This window comes from Anabaena sp. UHCC 0253 (assembly GCF_009712085.1).
In the GTDB taxonomy this organism is placed as follows: Bacteria; Cyanobacteriota; Cyanobacteriia; order Cyanobacteriales; family Nostocaceae; genus Dolichospermum.
Genome location: NZ_VILD01000007.1, coordinates 231,015 through 254,734, shown reverse-complemented (window position 1 = coordinate 254,734; position 23,720 = coordinate 231,015). Strand labels below are relative to the sequence as shown.

At 40.4% G+C, this 23,720-nt stretch carries 22 protein-coding genes; 12 read left to right on the top strand and 10 right to left on the bottom strand.

What is annotated here, in order from left to right:
* Together FJR38_RS19505 and FJR38_RS19500 are read right to left on the bottom strand one after the other, a co-directional pair.
* The coding region (locus FJR38_RS19505; RefSeq protein ID WP_168538867.1) for a transposase at positions 1 to 281 on the bottom strand (281 nt) is incomplete at its 3' end.
* Positions 282 to 1,437: 1,156 nt separating this feature from the next.
* A complete protein-coding gene (locus FJR38_RS19500; protein WP_168490791.1) occupies positions 1,438 to 1,656 on the bottom strand; it encodes a hypothetical protein in 219 nt (72 codons plus the stop codon).
* A gap of 221 nt (positions 1,657 to 1,877) precedes the next feature.
* Here FJR38_RS19500 and FJR38_RS19495 point away from each other — a divergent pair, with 221 nt between their 5' ends.
* From FJR38_RS19495 to FJR38_RS19480, 4 genes are all read left to right on the top strand, one after another.
* The gene (locus tag FJR38_RS19495; RefSeq protein WP_168538865.1) at positions 1,878 to 4,037 is read left to right on the top strand and encodes a Tex family protein; all 2,160 of its coding nucleotides are present in this window, start codon (positions 1,878 to 1,880) and stop codon (positions 4,035 to 4,037) included.
* A gap of 55 nt (positions 4,038 to 4,092) precedes the next feature.
* Positions 4,093 to 4,422, top strand: coding sequence for a 2Fe-2S iron-sulfur cluster-binding protein (locus FJR38_RS19490; protein ID WP_168538863.1), 330 nt, complete (start codon positions 4,093 to 4,095; stop codon positions 4,420 to 4,422).
* 167 nt (positions 4,423 to 4,589) lie between these two features.
* Entirely contained in the window at positions 4,590 to 4,958 is a 369-nt protein-coding gene (locus tag FJR38_RS19485; protein WP_168538861.1) for a phage holin family protein, read from the top strand.
* Positions 4,959 to 4,989: 31 nt separating this feature from the next.
* Positions 4,990 to 5,181, top strand: a complete 192-nt coding sequence (locus FJR38_RS19480; RefSeq protein WP_168490797.1) for a YqaE/Pmp3 family membrane protein — start codon at positions 4,990 to 4,992, stop codon at positions 5,179 to 5,181.
* Positions 5,182 to 5,254: 73 nt separating this feature from the next.
* Here FJR38_RS19480 and FJR38_RS19475 read toward each other — a convergent pair whose 3' ends face one another.
* On the bottom strand, positions 5,255 to 6,046 hold the full coding sequence (locus FJR38_RS19475) for a histidine kinase (protein WP_168538859.1): 792 nt from the start codon (positions 6,044 to 6,046) through the stop codon (positions 5,255 to 5,257).
* 278 nt (positions 6,047 to 6,324) lie between these two features.
* On the opposite strand from FJR38_RS19475, the gene FJR38_RS19470 reads away from it, so the two are divergent.
* The 4 genes from FJR38_RS19470 (at position 6,325) to FJR38_RS19455 (ending at position 9,175) form a co-directional block, all read left to right on the top strand.
* Positions 6,325 to 6,549: a hypothetical protein gene (locus FJR38_RS19470; protein ID WP_168538857.1), complete on the top strand. Its 225-nt coding sequence runs from the start codon at positions 6,325 to 6,327 to the stop codon at positions 6,547 to 6,549.
* Positions 6,546 to 6,881: a cytochrome c6 PetJ gene (gene petJ / locus FJR38_RS19465; RefSeq protein WP_168538855.1), complete on the top strand. Its 336-nt coding sequence runs from the start codon at positions 6,546 to 6,548 to the stop codon at positions 6,879 to 6,881. Before FJR38_RS19470 ends, petJ begins: the two co-directional genes overlap by 4 nt.
* A gap of 16 nt (positions 6,882 to 6,897) precedes the next feature.
* On the top strand, positions 6,898 to 7,917 hold the full coding sequence (locus FJR38_RS19460) for an aldo/keto reductase (protein WP_168490805.1): 1,020 nt from the start codon (positions 6,898 to 6,900) through the stop codon (positions 7,915 to 7,917).
* Between the two features lie 331 nt (positions 7,918 to 8,248).
* On the top strand, positions 8,249 to 9,175 hold the full coding sequence (locus FJR38_RS19455; protein WP_168490807.1) for a glutaminase: 927 nt from the start codon (positions 8,249 to 8,251) through the stop codon (positions 9,173 to 9,175).
* Here the strand turns inward: FJR38_RS19455 and FJR38_RS19450 are convergent, their stop codons facing one another.
* Entirely contained in the window at positions 9,176 to 10,597 is a 1,422-nt protein-coding gene (locus tag FJR38_RS19450; RefSeq protein WP_168538853.1) for a hypothetical protein, read from the bottom strand.
* A 530-nt stretch (positions 10,598 to 11,127) separates the two neighbouring features.
* On the opposite strand from FJR38_RS19450, the gene psaA reads away from it, so the two are divergent.
* The 4 genes from psaA (at position 11,128) to FJR38_RS19430 (ending at position 17,443) form a co-directional block, all read left to right on the top strand.
* Positions 11,128 to 13,386, top strand: a complete 2,259-nt coding sequence (psaA, locus tag FJR38_RS19445) for a photosystem I core protein PsaA (protein ID WP_168490811.1) — start codon at positions 11,128 to 11,130, stop codon at positions 13,384 to 13,386.
* Positions 13,387 to 13,554: 168 nt separating this feature from the next.
* On the top strand, positions 13,555 to 15,786 hold the full coding sequence (psaB, locus tag FJR38_RS19440; protein WP_168490812.1) for a photosystem I core protein PsaB: 2,232 nt from the start codon (positions 13,555 to 13,557) through the stop codon (positions 15,784 to 15,786).
* A 196-nt stretch (positions 15,787 to 15,982) separates the two neighbouring features.
* Positions 15,983 to 16,561, top strand: a complete 579-nt coding sequence (locus FJR38_RS19435; protein WP_168490813.1) for a CAP domain-containing protein — start codon at positions 15,983 to 15,985, stop codon at positions 16,559 to 16,561.
* An 18-nt stretch (positions 16,562 to 16,579) separates the two neighbouring features.
* The gene (locus FJR38_RS19430) at positions 16,580 to 17,443 is read left to right on the top strand and encodes an alpha/beta fold hydrolase (protein ID WP_168490814.1); all 864 of its coding nucleotides are present in this window, start codon (positions 16,580 to 16,582) and stop codon (positions 17,441 to 17,443) included.
* A 231-nt stretch (positions 17,444 to 17,674) separates the two neighbouring features.
* On the opposite strand, the gene FJR38_RS19425 is transcribed toward FJR38_RS19430, so the two are convergent.
* The 6 genes from FJR38_RS19425 to carA form a co-directional block, all read right to left on the bottom strand.
* Positions 17,675 to 17,977, bottom strand: coding sequence for a DUF1816 domain-containing protein (locus FJR38_RS19425; RefSeq protein ID WP_168490815.1), 303 nt, complete (start codon positions 17,975 to 17,977; stop codon positions 17,675 to 17,677).
* Positions 17,978 to 18,062: 85 nt separating this feature from the next.
* Positions 18,063 to 19,346, bottom strand: a complete 1,284-nt coding sequence (gene rlmB, locus FJR38_RS19420; RefSeq protein ID WP_174764056.1) for a 23S rRNA (guanosine(2251)-2'-O)-methyltransferase RlmB — start codon at positions 19,344 to 19,346, stop codon at positions 18,063 to 18,065.
* A gap of 99 nt (positions 19,347 to 19,445) precedes the next feature.
* Positions 19,446 to 19,925 (bottom strand): ribonuclease III domain-containing protein, encoded by a 480-nt coding sequence (locus FJR38_RS19415; RefSeq protein WP_168490816.1) that lies wholly within the window; start codon positions 19,923 to 19,925, stop codon positions 19,446 to 19,448.
* A 455-nt stretch (positions 19,926 to 20,380) separates the two neighbouring features.
* Positions 20,381 to 21,721, bottom strand: a complete 1,341-nt coding sequence (locus tag FJR38_RS19410) for an RNA-guided endonuclease InsQ/TnpB family protein (protein ID WP_371418246.1) — start codon at positions 21,719 to 21,721, stop codon at positions 20,381 to 20,383.
* A 268-nt stretch (positions 21,722 to 21,989) separates the two neighbouring features.
* Positions 21,990 to 22,361 (bottom strand): STAS domain-containing protein, encoded by a 372-nt coding sequence (locus tag FJR38_RS19405; RefSeq protein ID WP_174763489.1) that lies wholly within the window; start codon positions 22,359 to 22,361, stop codon positions 21,990 to 21,992.
* A gap of 128 nt (positions 22,362 to 22,489) precedes the next feature.
* Positions 22,490 to 23,659, bottom strand: coding sequence for a glutamine-hydrolyzing carbamoyl-phosphate synthase small subunit (carA, locus tag FJR38_RS19400; RefSeq protein ID WP_168538851.1), 1,170 nt, complete (start codon positions 23,657 to 23,659; stop codon positions 22,490 to 22,492).
* Positions 23,660 to 23,720: the final 61 nt, after the last annotated feature.

Here is a 23,720-nt window from a genome sequence, read left to right as displayed (position 1 = left end):
ATAAAGTATTGTAGATAAGGATTTTCCCTGATCTGTTCTACTGTTTCTCTATCACTTATTCCTAACTTTTCTTTGATTATTAATGCCCCCAGTGCCATCCTAAATGTTTTGGCTGGTGCGCCTATTTTTTCTGAAAATATTGCTGCGTATTCGCCATCAAATTCCGACCAAGGGATCATTTTTGCCATAATTACCCATCGGTTGTCTAATGCCAATTTCTCCTCGAAGGGTAGTTGAAACTTTTCCGGTGCTGTTTCCTGTTCTTGCGCTTTTCTATACATCTTAATGCGCCTTAATGCAAGGGATTTTACTCATTTTAACTCTTTTTCTTGCACCTTTTTCACTTTCTATCCCCATCAAGTCATCTATTTGTCCCGGTTTTATGTTTATTCAGCAAGCCCTAAGTAGGAAACGAGCGCGGCTTTAGCCTTGAGAGGGATGGTTCGACATTGCTCACCAGCCACGGCACGAGCAGTTCGACAAGCTCACTGACCACGGTTTTAACCGCCTTGAGTAATTTGTCATTACCGCCTTGGAGTTAGTCCATTCGGGGTACTTTTGTGATGTACTTTCAACGGGACAATTACCGATTCAAATTTCCCAACTCTGTACGCATAATGTATTACTCCAAAGAGCCTCCCATTTCTGGGGTAATGTTAGCTGATGCCTACGGCACGCTGCGCGAACGACCAGTTATAAGAGCTTGTTAGGCTTGCGACACTGTTTCAGTGACCTTAAAACTGTTTAATTACAAGCGATAGGGCAGGGAACTAGTGAAGCAGCGCGGTCTTGGGGGTTTCCCCCATGAGCGACTGCTGAACCCCGAAGGGGCTACGCATTCCAGGGTGTCGTGACTCAAATAACGGCTACCATGAGACTATGCTCAGTGTGGTCTGGTCAGTACGGCTTGCTTAATTGCTCTTACAAGCCCAGTCCCTTGAGGGACGGGTTACTGACATTAAGAAGTATTTCAATACTGGTAATATCTTCTAACATTAGAGGATATCTATACTATAATAAGCTAAATTAGTCACTCATTTAAACCGTATTTACCGCAAAAAAAATAGACAACAGCTATTTAACCCAATTAGCTAGTGATCAATTTTGATCTGCTAATTGAGGAAAAGGTAATTACTGCCTATTCCCTAATTGATTATCTAGGGCTTGCTGAATAAAGCTGTAACCGTCTATTAATAGGGGTTTCGCGGATTTCAAGAACAAGCAAGTGCAAGGTTTTAGCTTATGGTGTCTCAAAACAGTTGCATTTTTCCTTGTCGGATATGGGAAATTGAGGATATCCAGATAGTTGAAACTGTTCCCTGTTCCCTGTTCCCTGTTCCCTCCCCTCACAGATAACTTTTTCAGCAAACCCTATCTACACTTTTTTATCGAGAGTAGATAGTTGTCTAATTGCTGATATTTCTATACTAAATAAAATTACAACCAATTTTTATGTTTGTGCAGCAGTTTGTTGGTGATCATAAAGACAAAAATCAACAAACCGAACTGAATTTGCCAAGGTGCTAATACTAAACTCACAATAAAAATGACTGCTGTTAAAACACCTGCAATATAGGTGATTTCATCATCATTTCTTTTGAAGAGATAGCCGGTGATTACACCTGTAACTAATGTCATCAAGAAAAATAAAGGCATTTCTACTAATCTCTAAACTACGAGCTACTGATTAATACCAGTAGGTTTTGATTATTTTCAGGAATGTTATTAATAGTATACTTAAGTAAGCCAAAATGGCAAGACTTTTTCCTGTAACGCTCAGGAATAGCCATTTTCAAATGATGCCATTATTTGGTAGATTAAACTAACACTATCCAACCGTACTGGAATCAATTTAACACTTTCAATTTAAATACCTAATGTTGAATATTTCTCAACTCCTTGCAAGCGAATTAAAACTCAAACCCCACCAGGTACAAAATGCGCTAGAACTCTTAGCAGAAGGAGCGACAATTCCCTTTATTGCGCGTTACCGTAAAGAACGGACTGATGAAATGAATGAAGTACAATTACGGGACTTACAAGATAGGCATAATTACTTAACAGAATTAGAAGATAGAAAGAAAGTGATTGTGAATGCGATCGCCCAACAAGATAAACTTACCCCAGAACTACAAACAAAAATAGAATCTTGTTTACAAAAAACCGAACTAGAAGATTTATATCTACCCTATCGGCAAAAACGTCGGACCCGTGCTACTATTGCCAGGGAAAAAGGGCTAGAACCCCTTGCTACATTTATTAAGTCCTTAAATACGAAAAATGGTGTTTCTGCATCATTAGAAGAGGAATCAGCAAAGTATATTTCGGAAAGTTTGGGAGTAAAAACCGCAGATGAAGCTTTAAAAGGTGCATCTGATATCTTAGCAGAAGAAGTAGCAGAAAAAGCCGAATTACGCGCATATATCCGCGAATATCTCTTAGAAACTGGAGTGTTTATTTCGCAAATCAAAAACGAACATCCCGAAGGTACAACCAAATTTGAAATGTACCGAAATTATCAAATTAAAGTCAAAAATATTGCCCCTCATAATATGTTGGCTTTATGTCGGGGAGATGATGAAAAAATTCTCAACTTTGAGGTCGCTTTTGACGAAGATTTTGTCCTTGATTATTTAGAATCTCAGGAAATTAAAACTAAAGTTCGCAACATTCGTGACTTTTATCAAGGAATGTTAAAAGATAGTTTTAACCGCTTGATGAAAAACTCGTTAATTAGCGAAGTAATTAACGAGAAAAAAACCTATGCTGACATAGAATCAATCAAAACTTTTGAAACGAATTTGCGAGAATTATTATTATCAGCACCAGCAGGAATGAAACCCACAATGGCCATAGATCCTGGTTTTAGAACCGGGTGTAAAGTAGCCATACTAGATGAAACTGGTCAATTTTTAGAATATCAAGCCGTATTTCCGCACCAAGCAACAGAACAACGCCAAAAAGCCGCACAAACTATTAAAAAGTTACTAGAAAAATACCAAGTTCAATTAATTGCTATTGGTAACGGTACAGCTTCACGGGAAACAGAAGAATTTGTTGCCGAAATATTACCAAATATAGCCCATAAACCAGTTAAAGTTATGGTAAATGAATCTGGTGCATCTATATATTCTGCCAGTAAAGTAGCACTAGAAGAATTTCCTGATTTAGATATTACCGTGCGGGGTGCAATTAGTATTGGTAGACGATTACAAGATCCTTTAGCGGAATTAGTCAAAATCGATCCTAAATCAATTGGTGTCGGACAATATCAACATGACGTTGATCAAAAATTGCTGAAAAAGAAATTAGATGAAACCGTAGAAAGTTGCGTTAACTATGTGGGTGTAGATTTAAATACCGCTTCCAAAGAACTGCTGACTTTTGTTTCCGGAATCACCCCCACCATAGCCAATAATATTATTGCCTATCGCAATGAAAAAGGAGCATTTAAAAATCGTCGTCAACTTTTAAAAGTAGCTAAACTCGGTCCCAAAGCTTTTGAACAAGCAGCAGGTTTCTTGAGAATTCGTGGTGGAGAAAACCCCTTAGATAATACCGCAGTTCATCCTGAAAGTTACCCCCTTGTAGAATCTATAGCTGCTGATTTAGGAGTATCCTTAAATCAAGTCACCCAAATAGCTGAAAACCTCAAAAAAGCCAACCTTAAAAAATACGTTACCGACACAATTGGAGAACCAACCCTGCGCGACATTCTCAGCGAATTAGAGAAACCAGGAAGAGATCCTCGCGCTGAATTCAAATATGCTACCTTCAAAGCTGGAATCAAAGAAATTAGAGATTTAGCAGTAGGAATGGAACTAGAAGGAATGATTACCAACGTTGCTAACTTCGGTGCTTTCGTTGATATTGGTGTACATCAAGATGGCTTAGTGCATATTTCCCAACTTGCTGATAAATTTGTAGATGATCCCAAAAAAATCGTCAAAGTCGGACAAGTCGTCAAAGTCCAAGTTTTAGAAATCAACGAAAAACTCAAACGAATCAGTTTATCAATGAAAGGAATCAAACAATAAAATTAATTCTCTCCGCGTCTTTGCGTCTCTGCGTGAAAAAAATTCTAAAATTGGTATGGCTATTTATCAAGTTCAATTCATCAATCCTAATATCGGATTAAATCGCACCATTCAAGTACCAGATGATCAATATATAATGGACATAGCAGAAGCATCTGGTATTCGTTTACCATCAGGATGTAAACAAGGAGAATGTTCCGCTTGTGTTGCTAAACTTATCAAGGGAGAAGTTGATCAAACTGAACAAAAATTTCTTCGTTCCCAGGAAATTCAAGCGGGATATGTTGTTACCTGTGTCAGCTATCCTTTATCTGATTGCGTCTTAGAAACCCATCAAGAACAGGTTTTATATAAATCTTCTCTTTACTATAGTAATCAAAGCTAAAAGTATTTAGATCCCCAACTTTGCTAAGAAGTTAGGGATCTAGTTGTTGTTATTATGCTTAATCTAACTTAGGATAGATCCTGATTCCACCTATGAGAAGATGTCAAATATTCATCCATATTTAAAAATAGTAATAGCACTGATATTGCTGTTACTGAGGTAAAATAATGTTGGGATATTTTTTCATCGCACTCGCTACAGCTTTGAGTTTGCTAATTGTTGATTTAGTTGTTCCTGGGGTAAATATTGCTAATTTTCCCTCAGCTTTAATTGCTGCTGCTGTAATTGGTTTAATTAATAGTGGAATTAAACCCACACTTACTACCTTATCTTTACCTTTGACATATCTCACTTTGGGTGGTTTTTCCCTCGTTGTCAACGGTATTTGTTTTTGGTTAGCATCAATTTTAGTTCCAGGTTTTCAAGTTCAAGGATTTCTGGCTTTTATCCTCGGTCCTGTAGTTCTGTCTTTAGCTAATACCTTTTTGAGTAAATACTTCGCAGAAAAAGGGTTGGAATTACAAGATAGTCAGTAGGTCAACATAATATCAAAACTAGGAAATATCCATGAACTTATTGCGTATACTTATCGGTTTGTTCTTACCCCCCTTGGGAGTTTTTCTGACAGTTGGATTTGGACCAACGTTGTTAATTAACATTTTGCTTACCCTACTTGGTTGGCTTCCTGGTAGCATTCATGCAGTTTGGGTAATTGTCAAACATGGAGAAAACATGGATAGACGGGAAGGTACTTACTAAAACATCCCCGACTTCTCTACGAAGTCGGGGATCTAAATCTTACAAATAGGTAATAGGTGAACCTAAACAACTCTTAAGAATGAATATCTTTATCAGCAACTTCTTTGTCTTTGAAAAAATCCGCCGTTGCTAAAAGTAACTCACGCAAAGTTTGTTTTAATTGACGTTCTTTTTTAGCTATTGCTGCACCTGCATCTAACATTTTTTGTTCTAGAAGCGAGTATTTTTCCTTTACCTGTAAGCTGACAGCTTCAGCTTGGGTGTGGGATTTATCATACCATTGTTTTGCTTCATTTAAATAATCCTGTACCTCTTGATCTCTGCCGCTATAACGTGCAGACAAATTTGCTCTGACAATTGCTAATTGTGCTTGTAATTGTGCATAGCGTTTCTTTAATAAACCCACTTCTTCACTATCTTTAATAGCATCAATTGCTGAATTAATAGCAATTTTTGTATCCGCCGATTTATCTTGACTTGTTTCTACTATCTTTGTTAAAATTCCTTCAACTTCTGATTGAAGTTCATCTTCTTCTCTATCTAATCGAGCTTGTAGCTGCTTTATTTCTCCTTGTGTTTTGACAATATCTGAGTGTCTTTTTATATTTATAGCCTCCATAGCACCTTCAATTGAAGCTACTACTCCTTCTTTAACTTCACTACCTTTATCTTGTAAATTCTCAATGACCGTAGAAACAGCATCATTAACTAAATTACGCAGTTCATGAGAACCTTCTTGAAACTCAGAACCTACTTGAGAAACAGCAGATTTAACAATTTCCCGAATCCGTTCAGCTTTTAATTGTCCTGTTTCTTTAGCTTGGCGTAAATCTACTTGGATTTGTTCTTTAACGTTTTTATTCATAGCTATATTATAATGTAATTTTCCTGTTCGTGCCTGCAATATCCAGCAACACTTGCATTCAATATCAATATGACGGAATATTTTTACCCTTAGCACCCTCCTACAGATATAAAATCATATCTATCTTCAGGTAGTTCGCAGTAAATTAACAACAATAGCCCTTAGATATCAGACTTATTTAATAAATCAGAGTTCTGAATTGAATTTTCTGAATTTTTTTAATCAAATGTTACCAATTTATGAAATAATCAATATTGGTCAATAAATAGATTTTAATTATGTGGCGGGTCAATATTACTTGTGATAGTGAAGCTTGGAAAGTGTCTGGTGCTGAATTTAAGAAAATGGTAGAAAACTACCAAGCTGAATTAATTGGTTCTAAAAAAATGCCAGATGGGACAAGAATCATGGGATATAAAATTGAAGATGTCAGTGAAGCAGAATCTTTTCAGGAAGAATGTGCAAAATTTGTTGGCTTTACATCTGATTTTGAATCTTTATGAAAAAAATCATAACACTGATATTCTGCATATTTTGCTTGTGGACAATCAATTTTACCTTACCTGCTAACGCCTTAGATACCGCCAATGGTACAGAAATTTTTAGCCTCCATTGTGCTGGTTGTCATATCAATGGAGGAAACATCATTAGACGTGGTAAAAACTTAAAAAAGAATGCACTCAAAAAATATGGCATGGATTCTTTAGAAGCGATCGCAAATATCGTCACTAATGGTAAAAATAATATGTCAGCCTATAAAGATCGTTTAACAACAGAGGAAATTCAAACCGTTGCAGCTTATGTTTTGGAACAAGCAGAAAAAGATTGGAAATAACAATACACGAAAATATATGACTTTACCTGAAGAAAGCTATTTACAATTTACCCCTGATTTAAAAATTTGCCGCATTTTAAATGGAATGTGGCAAGTGTCTGGGGGACATGGACGCATTAATCCCCAAACTGCTATTGAGTCTATGTTTCAATATGTTGATGCTGGTTTTACGACTTGGGATTTAGCAGATCATTATGGACCAGCAGAAGATTTCATTGGTGAGTTTCGTCGTCAATTCATAGCGACTCGTGGAGAAGAAGCTGCAAATAATATTCAAGCTTTTACAAAATGGGTTCCTCGTCCTGGAAAGATGACAAAAAAACTAGTCGAGGAAAATATTGATATTTCTTTGAAAAGAATGGATGTTAAATCATTGGATTTAATGCAGTTCCATTGGTGGGAATATGGAGATTCTAGTTATTTAGATGCTCTCAAATATATGGCAGAATTGCAAACTGAGGGCAAAATTAAACATTTAGCATTAACTAATTTTGATACTGAACATTTGCAAATTATCACCGAAGCAGGAATCAAAATAGTATCTAATCAAGTACAGTTTTCTCTAATTGACAGAAGACCACAAGTAAATATGGTGAAATTTTGTCAAGAGAATAACATTAAAATATTTGCCTACGGTAGTGTTTGTGGTGGTTTGTTATCAGAAAAATTTTTGGATAAACCAGAACCAAAAAGCTCAGAAATCAACACCACAAGCTTGAGAAAATATAAACAAATGATTGTTAACTGGGGTAATTGGCAATTATTTCAAGAGTTACTAGCTACCCTAAAACAAATAGCAGATAAACATCAAGTGAGTATTGCCAATGTGGCTGTAAATTACATTTTAAATCAGCCAGCAGTAGGTGGTGTAATTGTGGGTGTAAGGTTGGGAATTGCGGAACATTTAGAAGATAATGCTAAGGTCTTTAGTTTCAATTTAGATGCTGAAGATATAGGAAAAATAGATGCTGTTTCTCAGCAGTCACGGGATTTATATAAATTAATTGGTGATTGTGGAGATGAGTATCGGCGTTAATTAAACAATAAGATTCCCGACTTCTTTTTTGAGATTATTAATAAATAAATTAGATCAGAAGTCGGGTATGTGCGGGTGTTAAATCCCACATAAAAAAATTTGCAAACAACCTCTTAGAGTATTCCAAGTAAAAAAATGCCCAATTGTCATTGCGTTCGCGGAGCGTGGCGTTAGCCATATGGAGCGGAGCGGAATGAAGCAATCTCTGGTTTTGGATCATTTATTGTTTGGAACACTCTTAGCAAGTTGTAGTTTTTCGGTATTCATGACGCTCTAACACGGGCAATTATCGGCATTTTGAATTTTATATCTCGATTTAAGGATTAGGCTTTTGATAGGCATAAAAAGCATCAATATACATAATTTATCTATCTGGGTAGAACAAGCAAAAACCCAATCATCTCAAGGGAAAGTTATTGAACGCATTCCTCCATTAGCTATAGTTGATCCTAGCTTATTTGCTGTTCACATAAGTTGTGAATCAGGAGAAAATTACAGTTTAGGAGATACAGATTGTGTGTTTCCATTCATGAGTGTGATTAAGCCATTTTCTTTACTATATTTATTGGAACAATTCGGAGCAAAACAGGTTTTACAATGGGTTGGGGTTAAACCTTCGGATACGCCTTTTAATTCTTTGACGCAATTAATAGCAGATAATGGATATCCACGCAATTCTATGATTAATAGTGGTGCTATTACTCTCGCTGATAAGTTACCAGGTAAGGATGGAAATGAATGTACACAATTTTTCTGTACATGGTTAAATGAATTAGCAGGTACTCAATTATATATAGATGTAGATATTCTCGCTTCACTTCGAGCTAATCGTTCTCAGATAAATATAGATATTACTAACTATCTCTACGAAACCGGGAATTTAAAGAATAGTGAATTAGCTCTTGACATTTATGAACAAATATGTTGTATCTCTGGGCGAGTGGCAGATTTAGCGAAGTTAGGAAAAGTATTAGCTTGTCAAAGCGAGATAATAAATCATCAACACCGTCACATTGTGAATGCAGTGATGTTAACTTGCGGTTTATATGAAGCTTCGCCAGAATATGCTGTCAAAATTGGTTTACCTATGAAATCAGGTATTGGTGGTGGACTAATAGCAATAGTACCAAATCAGGGAGCGATGCCTTCGGCGATCGCCAGCTACAGTCCTGCGTTAGATTCCGTAGGTAATCCTGTAGCTGGTTTAGCACTAATGGAAATGTTGTCTCAAAATTTACAACTGAGTATTTTTTGCTGATTACTCTTGAATTTTTTGTGCTTTAGGATTTTCCATTGTTTGGGTATCTGGTGCTGGTGTAACTTCAGTAAATTTAACTTCAGGAATTGGTGATTTTTCTACTTTGGGTTCTGGTGCTGGTGTAACTTCAGGAACTTTAACTTCAGGAATTGGCGATTTTTCTACTTTGGGTTCTGGTGCTGGTGTAACTTCAGGAACTTTAACTTCGGGAATTGGCGATTTTTCTACTTTGGGTTCTGGTGCTGGTGTAACTTCAGGAACTTTAACTTCGGGAATTGGCGATTTTTCTACTTTGGGTTCTGGTGCTGGTGTAACTTCAGGAACTTTAACTTCAGGAATTGGCGATTTTTCTAGTTTGGGTTCTGGAGTTGGTGTAACTTCAGGAACTTTAACTTCAGGAATTGGCGATTTTTCTAGTTTGGGTTCTGGAGTTGGTGCAGTAACTGGAGTCTCAGTTGTATAATTCGGTTCTACAATGCCACGTACCTGTTCCGCTGTCAGTTCTCCCCTGACAATTTTTGACAAGGTATCTTGACCATTGGGTTGGTAATTAATTAACCTGATAGTGGTATTGAAGGCATTTTTCACAGGTTGCCCTTGGTTATCGAGGAATTCTAGTTTTATCCAAGTTTTACCAGGTTGAAAGCCTTTGAGATAAATTGGTTGCCAACGATCAAGAATAAAGCTTTCACCATTGACTGTGCTACGAATGCGCCAATTACTCATTGTATCGTCAGGATTAGTTTCCGCGATACTATGTAACGGTGCATTAGTTAGGTAGAAGTCCAGCATAATTGGTTCTGCACCATAACCACCATTGGGACGACTGTAAGTAAGCAGAGGTAACTTAACATCAGGATTATTGTCCTCGGTTTTCGTCAAAACATGAAATGTGGTTTGGGCATAAGCACCTTCATTTTTAAAACTTTCATGCCACGGACGAGAGGCAAAAACGCGGAGGGTATGTGTACCTGGAGATAAATCTGGCAAGACCACTGGCTGATTTAAGTTGTAAACAGCTATGTAAGGTTGATTATCTAAAATTAGGTGTAAATGGGGTCCAAGTTGCCATTGAGGATCTTTAAATATCGGTAAATCCTTAACTTCTAACTGGACTTTAACTGTATTGTCTTGGAGAATTTCATCTGCTTGGGGACTCAGGATGCTGACTTGGGGTTGATAACCCTCTAAACTAGGGCGCAATGCTTGGATAACATCTGGTGGTGCTGTTTCCGCAAATGTTCCAGAAATTTTCGTGGCAGGTATCGCTTTGACGGGATTTTGCATCAATACTTCTTGACTGCTTGCTGATTCAACACAACTGCCTAATATAACAACTAGCACTAATGTGATCACCCATTTGAAAATCGGGAATCTCTTTGAAAAAAGCTGCTCAAAATTTTTTTTACACCCAGTATTCATGTTTTCCTCTGTTAATATTTTTTAACAATTAACGCAATCATTGTGACGCAAATTATGACCCATGGACTATGAACTGAAAGCATAAATCTATGGCCAAAGTTATAAATTTACCTACTTTTCTCTGATTACAATGCCAAATAAGTGATTTTTGTGACCTGATCATAGGACAAAAAGTTGCTTTTATCTCGCCAAATTTAGCCAAAAATCGCTAAACAGTAGTAGTTTCATCTGTTTTGCGTATCAACTATAAGTTTTACAAATTGTTGTTCTTTGTAAATTAAATGAAGAGTCTATTGACTTTTGGCAATGAATAGGAACTTGTAAAGCAAATTAGGCAATAAAATTGGCGATTTTAAATTATTGTTAAAATGTCTCTGACAATGTGCAAGTTCACACTCTATAATTCAACAGAAACAACTTTTCTTTTCCACACGGCAAGTTCATCGCTTTTTCAGAGAAATCGGAAAACTGCGACTATGTAACTCTAGGTGGTATTCATGATTCCCCATTCCTTATAGAGAGGAGGTCGAATGACGATTAGTCCTCCGGAGCGAGAGGAAAAAAAAGCACGAGTGATCGTTGACAATGACCCGGTTCCTACCTCATTTGAAAAATGGGCAAAGCCAGGACATTTCGACAGATCCTTATCCAAAGGTCCAAAGACCACAACTTGGATTTGGAACCTCCATGCCCTCGCCCACGATTTTGATACACATACAAGTGATTTAGAAGACATCTCTCGCAAGATATTCGCCGCTCACTTCGGCCATTTGGCTGTAGTAGCAATCTGGTTGAGCGGGATGTTGTTCCACGGTGCTAAGTTCTCCAACTACGAAGCTTGGCTGGCTGATCCATTAGGCATCAAGCCCAGCGCCCAAACAGTTTGGTCTATCGTTGGACAAGACATTTTAAACGGTGATATGGGCGGCGGTTTCCGCGGCATTCAAATCACCTCTGGCTTGTTTCAAGTATGGCGTGGCTGGGGTATTACTAGCTCCTTCCAACTGTATGTAACTGCAATTGGCGGCTTAGTATTAGCAGGCTTGTTCTTATTTGCTGGCTGGTTTCACTACCACAAACGCGCTCCTAAACTGGAATGGTTCCAGAATGTGGAGTCAATGCTGAATCACCACTTATCAGTGTTGCTAGGCTGTGGTTCGTTGGGATGGGCTGGTCACTTAATCCATGTGTCTGCACCAATCAACAAGCTGTTAGATTCAGGTGTGGCGATTAAGGACATCCCCTTGCCCCACGAGTTCATTTTGAATAAAGAATTGTTGACAAATCTGTATCCCAGCTTTGCCAGCGGTTTGACACCTTTCTTCACATTGAATTGGGGAACTTACGCTGATATTTTGACCTTCAAAGGCGGGCTGAACCCTGTAACAGGCGGCTTGTGGATGACTGACATTTCTCATCACCACTTAGCGATCGCTGTACTGTTCATCGTTGCTGGTCATATGTACCGTACCAACTGGGGTATTGGTCACAGCATTAAAGAAATCCTCGAAAATCATAAAGGTCCTTTCACTGGCGAAGGTCACAAAGGTCTTTATGAAAATATGACCACCTCTTGGCACGCTCAGTTAGCTACTAACCTAGCTTTCTTAGGTTCTTTGACAATCATCATCGCGCATCATATGTACGCGATGCCTCCCTATCCTTATTTGGCAACTGATTACGCTACTCAGTTGTGTATCTTCACTCACCATATTTGGATCGGTGGTTTCTTGATTGTTGGTGGTGCTGCTCACGCAGCCATCTTCATGGTGCGCGATTATGATCCCGTAGTTAACCAAAATAACGTGTTAGACCGGGTGATTCGTCACCGCGACGCTATCATTTCTCACCTCAACTGGGTTTGTATTTTCCTCGGCTTCCACAGCTTTGGTTTGTACATCCACAATGACACCATGCGTGCCTTGGGTCGTCCCCAGGATATGTTCTCCGACAGTGCAATTCAATTGCAACCAGTATTTGCTCAGTGGGTGCAAAACTTGCATACACTAGCTCCCGGCAACACAGCACCTAACGCTCTTCAAGTAGTTAGTCATGCTTTTGGTGGCGGTATGGTAGCTGTAGGCGGAAAGATCGCTATGATGCCCATTGCTTTGGGTACAGCGGACTTCTTGGTTCATCACATTCACGCCTTCACCATTCACGTTACTGTTCTCATCTTGCTCAAAGGTGTATTGTACGCCCGCAGTTCTCGTCTGATTCCAGACAAGGCTAACTTAGGCTTCCGATTCCCTTGCGATGGTCCAGGTCGTGGTGGTACTTGCCAAGTTTCCGGTTGGGATCATATCTTCCTCGGACTCTTCTGGATGTATAACTCCTTATCAATTGTAATTTTCCACTTTAGTTGGAAGATGCAATCTGACGTATGGGGAACAGTAGATCCAGATGGCACAGTAAATCACATTACTGGTGGTAACTTTGCAGAAAGTGCAATCACCATTAACGGTTGGTTACGTGACTTCTTGTGGGCGCAAGCTACACAAGTAATCAACTCCTACGGCACAGAATTGTCCGCTTACGGACTAATGTTCTTAGGCGCTCACTTTGTTTGGGCGTTCAGCTTAATGTTCCTGTTCAGTGGTCGTGGCTACTGGCAAGAACTAATTGAGTCCATTGTATGGGCGCACAATAAACTGAAAGTAGCACCAACAATTCAGCCTCGCGCACTGAGCATCACTCAAGGTCGGGCTGTAGGTGTGGCTCACTACCTATTAGGAGGAATTGCCACCACTTGGGCATTCTTCCACGCACACATCCTTTCAGTAGGATAAAAATCAGTGGAATTTTGGTGAGGCAGCGCGGTCTTGGGGGTTTCCCCCATGAGCGACTGCCAAACCTGAAAGGATTTTGGATTTTAAGATTTAATCCAAAATCCAAAATCTAGAATCTAAAATTTTACTGACAAATAATGGCTAAAGGTCAGAGGACAGATCACACCTATGGCAACAAAATTTCCAAAATTTAGCCAGGATCTCGCACAGGACCCGACTACTCGTCGGATTTGGTATGCGATCGCTACAGGCAACGACTTTGAAAGCCACGATGGCATGACGGAAGAGAATCTTTACCAAAAGATTTTCGCTACGCACTTCGGTCACTTGGCAATCATCTTCCTGTGGGCATCCAGCCTCCTGTTCCACGTAGCCTGGCAAGGTAACTTTGAACAGTGGATTAAAGATCCCCTTCACGTCCGTCCTATCGCCCATGCGATTTGGGACCCTCATTTCGGTGATGCGGCAATTGAAGCTTTCACCCAAGCTGGTGCAAACAACCCTGTAAACATTGCTTACTCCGGTGTTTACCACTGGTGGTACACCATCGGGATGCGGACAAACACAGAACTATACACTGGTTCAGTTGGTTTGCTCCTGTTGTCAGCATTGTTCCTGTTTGCTGGTTGGTTACATTTACAACCCAAGTTCCGTCCTAGCCTCTCTTGGTTTAAGAGTGCTGAACCCCGCCTGAACCACCACTTATCTGCTTTATTTGGTGTTAGTTCTTTGGCTTGGGCTGGTCACTTGGTTCACGTTGCTATTCCTGAATCTCGCGGTATCCACGTGGGTTGGGATAACTTCTTAACTGTAGCCCCCCATCCAGAAGGTTTAACCCCCTTCTTTACAGGTAACTGGGGCGTTTATGCTCAAAACCCTGACACCGCTGGCCAGATATTTGGTACTTCCACTGGTGCTGGGACTGCGATTCTCACCTTCTTGGGCGGTTTCCACCCCCAAACAGAATCCTTGTGGCTGACTGACATGGCTCACCACCACTTGGCGATCGCAGTTTTGTTCATCATCGCTGGTCATATGTACCGGACTAACTTCGGAATTGGTCACAGCATCAAAGAAATGCTGAACTCCAAATCCGGTTTAATTCCCGGTAGCAAAAGTGAAGGTCAGTTCAACCTGCCTCACCAAGGTCTTTACGACACCATCAACAACTCCCTGCACTTCCAGTTGTCATTAGCTTTGGCATCTTTGGGAACAATTTGTTCCTTGGTAGCGCAGCATATGTACGCTCTGCCTCCTTATGCTTTTATCGCTAAGGATTACACAACACAGGCAGCCCTGTACACACACCACCAGTACATCGCTGGTTTCTTGATGGTTGGTGCTTTTGCTCACGCAGCAATCTTTTGGGTCCGTGACTACGATCCCGAACAAAACAAAGGCAACGTTCTTGACCGAATTTTGCAGCACAAAGAAGCGATCATTTCCCACCTTAGCTGGGTATCTCTCTTCTTGGGCTTCCACACCTTGGGCTTGTACGTTCACAACGACGTAGTTGTAGCTTTCGGTACTCCTGAAAAGCAAATTTTGATTGAGCCAGTATTTGCTCAATTCATTCAAGCTGCTCACGGTAAAGTTCTCTACGGCTTAGACACATTGCTGTCTAATCCCGATAGTATTGCTTACACAGCTTATCCTAACTACGGCAATGTTTGGTTAGGTGGCTGGTTGGAAGCCATCAACTCTGGCACCAACTCCCTCTTCTTAACAATTGGTCCTGGCGATTTCTTGGTTCACCACGCTTTCGCTTTGGCTATCCACACCACCACCTTGGTACTCGTTAAGGGTGCTTTGGATGCTCGTGGTTCTAAACTGATGCCCGATAAAAAGGACTTCGGTTATGCCTTCCCCTGCGACGGTCCCGGCCGTGGCGGTACTTGCGATATCTCCGCATGGGACGCTTTCTACCTGTCCATGTTCTGGATGTTAAACACCATTGGTTGGGTAACTTTCTACTGGCACTGGAAACATCTAGGTATTTGGCAAGGTAACGTTGCTCAGTTCAACGAAAACTCTACCTATTTGATGGGCTGGTTCCGTGACTACCTCTGGGCTAACTCTGCTCAGTTGATTAACGGTTATAACGCCTACGGCATGAATAACCTGTCTGTTTGGGCTTGGATGTTCCTCTTCGGACATCTAATCTGGGCAACTGGTTTCATGTTCCTCATCTCTTGGAGAGGTTACTGGCAAGAGTTAATTGAAACCTTGGTTTGGGCGCACGAGCGTACTCCTCTAGCTAACTTGGTTCGCTGGAAAGACAAGCCCGTTGCTCTCTCCATTGTTCAAGCTCGTGTGGTTGGTTTAGCTCACTTCACAGTTGGCTACATTGTCACCTACGCAGCATTCCTCATTGCCTCTACTGCTGGTAAGTTTGGTTGATCCTGACTACTGATTTTAGGTAAGTAAAAAAAAATCCCCTGCCGCAAGGTGGGGGATTTTTTGTAGAATAGGCGTTTTATTTCTTTTAATGGTAAATTTACCAAATTCAAAATTATCAGGAAAATTACATCTAACTTGGATCTACATAGGCTTTATGATTAATCTATGACGTTTATACTGTTACTTTAGATAATCAATGACTGAACAAAATTTGACCATGATTTCAGATTTGGAACAAAAAGTAATTGCAGAAATGAATCTGGTAAGGACAAATCCTGCAACATATTTACCGATTTTAGAAAGCTGGAAACAGCTATTTCAAGGGACTAAGGTCAAAGTCGCTGAAAATTCTTATTTACAAACCCAAGAAGGGATCATAGCTGTTGATGAGGCGATCGCCTTTTTGAAATCAGCCGCTCCTATTCTTGTATTAAATGCCTCCACAGGAATGTCTTTAGCTGCAAAAGATCACGTCAAAGATCAAGGTTTAAAAGGTGGGATCGGTCATAATGGTAGTGACGGTAGCGATCCCTTTACCCGGATGAATCGCTATGGTCAATGGCAAAGCACCGCTGGAGAAAATATCAGCTATGGTACGAAAACTGCCCAAGATATTGTTATGCAATTAATTATTGATGATGGTGTCCCATCCCGTGGACATCGGACAAATATCTTTAACCCAGCTTTTCAGGTAACTGGTGTTGCTTACGGCAATCACACCACTTATGGCAGTATGTGTGTTATTACTTACGCCGGTGGTTATAGGGAAAAATAAAACTGCAAATGGGGATTTATGGGTGATGCCTTCGGCGATCGCAGCTACCGCACATCTCAGGCTGTACCACTTAATTTCTACATCCAAGGTCAAGGATTTCCCATTCTTGGTTTACATGGTCATCCTGGATCTGGACGTAGCCTCTCCATCTTTACCAATCATTTATCAAAACGCTATCAAACTATCGCCCCAGACTTGCGCGGATATGGCAAAAGTCAGTTTCAGGGTAAATTTGAGATGCAAGATCATTTATATGACCTAGAAGCCCTGTTAGACCAATTAGAAATAGAAAAATGCCTAGTATTGGGATGGTCACTAGGGGGGATTTTGGCGATGGAACTAGCAATGCGTCTACCGCAACGGGTGACTGGCTTAATTCTTGTCGCCACCGCGGCTAGACCTTGGGGCAATCATCCCCGGATTTCTTGGCAAGACAATGTTTATACAGGCATTGCTGGCATATTGAATTATCTAAAACCTAGTTGGCAATGGAATATTGATACTTTCGGCAAGCGATCGCTCTTTCGCTACTTAATTCAACAACACACATCCACAGCCTACAGTTACATAGCTAGGGATGCCGTACCAGCCTATTTAAAAACCTCTCCTGCGGCTACTAATGCTCTCTACAGCGCCATTAGAGCAGGTTATAATCGCATTCCCGATCTCTGGAAAATTCAATGTCCCAGCTTAATTCTTGCTGGTGAACAAGACCGACACATCACGGCCGATGCCAGTTTAGAAACAGCCCGACACCTCACAAATTCTCAATGGCAGTGTTACCCCAATACTGCCCATCTCTTTCCATGGGAAATACCCCAGCAATTACTAGGGGACATAGATCATTGGTTAGCAACCAACGCCCAGGTAATAAAAGTTTAGACTAAGGTTTGCTGATAGCGTAGCGTGGCGTAAGCAATATAATTAACAATTGACAATTGACAACTAACAACGCTTAATAACCCAGATTCAAGACCATTCTGATCTCCTTCTTCCCTGTCACCTGTCACCTTCTCCTAACGAAAAGACTTTTTCTACAAGCCCTAGACTAGGTGTAGTTCGTTCCCAGGATTGGCCTAGGAACGATAACAGCCTATGGAATTGGTAATTAGACTATAACTGACCGCTAAAGACAGGCTTTACTTTACGGTCAATCCATTCCCCCAAATCTTCAGCAATTGTCAAAACACTAGGTTTACAGCGTTTGATATTAACTATAATGCCCTGCGCTCCTTCAATTTCTAAATCTTCTATATAGCCTTTACTTGCTGAGTCCGCTTCCACGGAACTGAAAAATGGTCCGAAGTAGTATGTACACCGAGGGTTCTGCGTAACAATTTCTACCCACCAAGCAAGGCCGAGTCCATTTAATGTATTAATCAACCCTTCTTGGAAGTTATGCCAAATCGTTTTCATGGTTTTCGCCGATTTATAAACGTGTGACTGGGTGTGTGAGAATATGTTAGATTTTTTGTCTTTTACATTTCTTTATACTCTTTTACTATTCTTTTTTCAAAGAAATTGTCTGTAATTTATCAAGGTACAGTGTATTTAGCGATTTTTGACGATAAATTTCGTAAAGTGCCATACCAGTTGCTACCGAAGCATTAAGGCTAGGAGTCTTGCCCTGTAAGGGAATGGACACTAAAACATCGCAAGAACGTTGTGTCAACATACTCAGACCTTCGCCTTCACCACCGACAACTAAAACCACTGGTCCACTAAATTTAACAGTTTGTAATGGTTCACTACCTGTAGCCGCAGTCCCGTAAATCCAAAAACCTTCTTCTTTCAACTGCTCTAAAGCGCGACCGAGATTTACAACTCTAGAGACAGGAAAGCTTTCTAATGCCCCGGCTGCCACCTTCACCACCGTTGAAGTAATTCCGGCTGCCCTTCTTTGGGGAATCACTAGACCGTGAGCGCCAATAGCTTCTGCTGTGCGAATAATTGCCCCTAAGTTGTGGGGATCAGTAATCCCATCAGCAACCACAATTACAGGATCAGTAACAGATTTAGCCTGACTAATCAAATCCTCTAATTCAATATAGGAATAAGGAGCAATTTGAGCAGCTATCCCTTGGTGATTTGCCCGACCAGTAATTTGGTCTAACCGCATTGGTTCAACTTCATCAATAACTGCGCCGTTATCCTTAGCTTGCAAAATCAAATGATGAAATCTGGGATCATAACGGAGACGGGTAGTAATCCAAAGACGGTTGATACTACGTTCATTTTCCAACGCCGTCAAAACTGGATGACGACCGTATATGAGATCACTCTCTTCTGTAGATGTAGATGTAGATGTAATTTCTGAAGATTGCTGGAAAGATTGGTAAGAGGGACGATGTCTACTGGAAAAAGATTTCCCTTCATTTGCTAATGTGATTTCTGAGGATGGTTCAGAAGAGTAACGGGATGAGCGGGGTTTCGCAGAATAGGATTTCCCTTCATTTGCTAATCTAATTTCTGAGGATTGCTCAGAAGAGTAGCGAGATGAGCGAGGTTTTGCAGAATAGGATTTCCCTTCCTTCGCTAATCTAATTTCTGGAGATTGTTCAGAAGAATAGCGAGATGAGCGAGGTTTCGCAGAATAGGGTTTCCCTTCCTTGTCTAATCTAATTTCTGGGGATTGTTCAGAAGAATAGCGAGATGAGCGGGGTTTACCGTCACTTTTGCCTTGATTACGGATAGGGTGAGGGACAACGCGCTTACCTTTAATTTTCACAGGTTGACCACGCTTAGATTCGCCACTATTATTGTATTTTTTGGGTTGACTTGTCATATGAGTATTGAGGTTTTATTTAGATGAGTGAACAGCCCGATGACATCAATTTAATGAACCATTACAAATCAGTTTCCTATCACCAGATGTAGCTTTTTACTATTTCTCTAGATGGAGTTTTTGTAATAATTCGGTTAAACGGGGGTAATCAGTAAGATATAAGTAGCCAACTAAGGTTTCTAAACTAGTTGCTTGTTGATAAATTTCGGGATTCAGTCGTTTATGACGAACCGTGGCAGAGTTACGACCTCTGCGAACAATTTCTAATTCGTTACTCCTCAAGTAAGGAGTTAACATTCGCAAATGTATCGCTTGTGTTTCTGCTCTTACCTGATCCACTACTGAACGATGGTAATTTTCCAGTCGCTGTTGTGGCCACAGGTAAAACATTCTAACATATAGTTCATAAATTGCATCTCCCAAGTAGGCTAAGGCAGAAGGAGATATCTGTTTTATTTGATCTGAGGATATTTGCTGGGGTAGTTGCGTTGTATTTATCAACCATGGGTCAATATCTGATGAATCCTGCATGACAGTTTCATCTTCTCCATTTTGGCCTGTTTCCTCCTTGGACTTCACAGATTAATCATTCCTTAATAAAGCACTACATTGAGAGATAATTTTCACAAACATTGCTCTAATTGCAAAAGTAATGTTCGCGTACCTAGCATATTCCAAACTAGCAAAAATTACCAAAAATTACTGATCTTGTTTTCTGAACTCTTGGGAGTTGTTCTTGTCAGTTAGCTGAACACAACAACTTTTCAAGCTATTTAGCAGATTGTCCGAATGATTCAGGATTATACTTCCCAGTATTTTTGGCTGGGAGAGGTAAAGCCATAGTGGTGTTATGGGAACTGTATATTTACTAATAGACACATCTGTAAATTCACAACAAACCTTGATTTATCAAGGACGTAAACTAATTCACGGATAAGTTTAATAGAGAAAATGAAACTATGAACACGCAACAAATACGGTATTTCTTTACCAAAGATTTAGGATTGCTATATCTATAGTAATATGAACTACCTCTAGTTAGCTTCGCTTGAACTAGAGGTTTCTACATCCTCTAGTTTGTTATTAGCAAAGTCCCCTTGAGATTTTTGACGCTTCTTTTCCCCTAGTTGCCTCATGCTTCCCGCTTTTTTGCGGGTGCGTGAAGTAGAGCCAGAAAGATCAGCGTCTACGAGGCTAGTTCCTAACCCCGGTAGAGTGCCTTTTGCCCAATAAAGCATGACCTCAGCAGCAGCAATATCCCTGTCCTGAACATACCCACAAACACCACACTGATGCTCTCGTTTATCGAGTGTTTTCTTGTGCTGATTTCCGCATTTTGGACAGGTTTGACTGGGTTTGACTTGACGGGTTGGGACTTCCACGAAGACACCACCAATTTGTTCTACTTTGTATTTAATAGATGCTCTAAGCATCCCAAAACCCACGTCAAGAATTGATTTATTTAACCCAGCTTTTTGCTTTTTGCGCTTACCTTTTTTCGCTTTACTAGTCATATTCTTAACTTCTAGTTTTTCCGTTGCAATGAAGCTATTACTGCCGATTATTTCTACTGCAACTTGATGTACCCAGTCTTGACGTTGATTAGCAACTCGTGCGACTAGTTTACTAACTTTCAATTGGGCTTTTTTATATCTTCTAGAAGCTTTGATTTTTTTGTTTCTATTTGGTGCGCGTTTACGTCTCTTCTCCTTAGAAGCTTTTTTGATTTTCTGTTCAGCAATTCTATAAAACTTAGGGGCATCAATTTGTTGATGATTTTCCCCGTCGGTAATTGATAATGCTGATTTACACCCTAAATCAATTCCTACCGCACCAATGGGTAAAGTTTTTGGTTTTAGGGCTTGCTCTAAAACATTAACTGTTATAGAGGCGTACCATTTGCCATTGCGAAAAACAATAGTGCAAGTAGTAGGTTTCCCCCAATATTTGGCTTGTCCACGCATTTGAATCTTGCCAATTTTGGATAGATTCAGATACCCATTCTCGCCATTAGATTCTACTTTAAACCCAGCAGAATCTGGATATGTCCACCCCGAATAATGCCTGATTGATTTGAATCTAGGGCGTTTACCCAACCCTTTAAACCAGCGTTCAAAAGCAAAATCAACCCGCTTTAAAGTCGCCTGTAAAGCATGGCTAGGAAGCTCTTTGTATTCTACCCAGACTTCTTTAAACGCTGGCAAACAATTTTGTTGCTCAAAATAATCAACCTTGTGGTTAAACTTTTGATATTGGGTAAACCTGTTATTGACTGCGGCGTTATACAAGTCTTTATGTAACTTCCGGTGATACCGCAATTTCGATTCAGTTGTCTGATTTGGATATAACCGGAAAGTCATACGTCTTATCGCCACAGTAAATATTTACCCTCTGTTTAAAATCTGTAGAATAGAAAGATTGGTTATTTTCGCTTCGCTGCAATAACCCGCTCTAACCCCTACCCTATGGGTACATTGAGGGTAGGGACTGCCGCGAGTAGTTCAATTTTATTTAACCTTCAACATAATACATTAAATAGATGTTAAGTAGTTACTGTGAAGAGATAGATTTTTCCTATAGGCAAAAATTAAGCTATCCAGATTTAACATCGGATAGCCTAATTCAGATTTTCCAGTTAAGCAATCAAGATGCTGTGATGTTTTCTAGGGCTGCATCAACTGAAACTTGTAGGGCGAGAAACTTCTCCAAGCGAACAAGCTTAACCGTTTGGGTAACACGGGCATTAGTGACAATTTGCAAAGTGCCTTTAGCTGTTTGAGCCTGTTTGGCTAGTTGTACTAGCGCACCCAAGCCCGAACTGTCTACAAAGTCTATTTGTGAAAGATCCAAAATTATGTTTTTTGGGCCTTCATCAATTTTACTGCCAAGTACCTTACGAAATGTCGGCTCAGAAAAAGCGTCTAATAAACCTGTGAGGCGGAATAGCTGACAGTTATCCCGGACTTCGCGTGTACCTCTCAGGCTCACGGTTAGATTTAGTGGTTCAGCTATAATTTCCTCCTCATTTTTTTTACTAAAAGTAAACGTTCCAGTATAGATGGTTTGTGAGCAAGTTGTCTTGGTTGGGGGTTGGCAAAGATTTTTACCAATTACCATCATGACATTTTTTATTTTTACTCAAGCTAGGCGTTACTCGCTCCGCTCGTTGCTTGCCGTGTTGCTTGCATTTGGATCACAAACTGCTCAAACAAGTAATCAGCATCATGGGGTCCAGGACTGGCCTCTGGATGATACTGAACAGAAAACACAGGTAGAGACTTATGACGGACTCCAGCGACTGTCAAATCATTGAGATTCAAATGACTGATCTCAACGGTTGCCGTTGGTAAGGAGTCTGGATCAATGGCAAAACTGTGATTTTGGCTGGTAATTTCCACTCGTTGTTTTAAGCCAGCAGGTTGATTTAAACCCCGATGTCCAAATTTTAGTTTAAAGGTTTCTGCGCCAAGAGCATGACCTAAAATTTGGTGTCCCATGCAAATGCCAAATATTGGTTTTTGACTTGAGAGCAGGGCTTTAGTGGTGGTGATACCCTCTGTTACTGCTGCGGGGTCTCCTGGACCGTTGGAGAGGAAGATACCATCTGGATTGTATTTGAGAATTTCTTCTGGTTGTGTATCGGCAGGAACAACTATGACGCGACAACCATAACTGGCTAGACGACGCAAGATATTCCGCTTTACGCCAAAGTCTAAGGCCACGACGGTAAATGTTTCCCCAATTTTAGCGATCGCTTCGGAGTTAAATTCCCAAGGGGTGGTGGTGGCTTCATGCCATTCATAAACTGCTGGTGTCGTTACTTCTTTAACCAGATTTAATCCTGTCATGTTGGGAGCAGCTTGTACCATTTCTAACAATTCTACTTCGTCGAGAATTGCTGTAGAAATGCCGCCATTCATTGCTCCAACTGTGCGAATTTTCCGGGTGATAGCGCGGGTATCTATGCCGTATATGCCGGGGACGCGATGCTGTTGGAGGTAATTTGGTAAGGATTGGCTGGAACGCCAGTTACTAGGTTTGTGACAAATGTTCCGAGCGATCGCTCCCTTGACATAGGGTTTAGCGGATTCTTCATCTTCGGAATTAATGCCAGTATTACCTAATTCTGGATAGGTAAAAATGACAATTTGACCGCAATAACTAGGATCAGTTAATACTTCCTGATATCCGGTCATACCCGTATTAAATACGACTTCTCCAATGGCGGTTTCTGTAGCACCGAAAGACCAACCGCGATAAGAAGATCCATCTGCTAAAACAAGTAAAGCTGGTATTGCGTCAGACAGGGACATAGGTAATTGGGGAATAGGGGGCTGGTCAAAAGAAGCGGGGGAGCAGGGGAGCGGGGGAGCG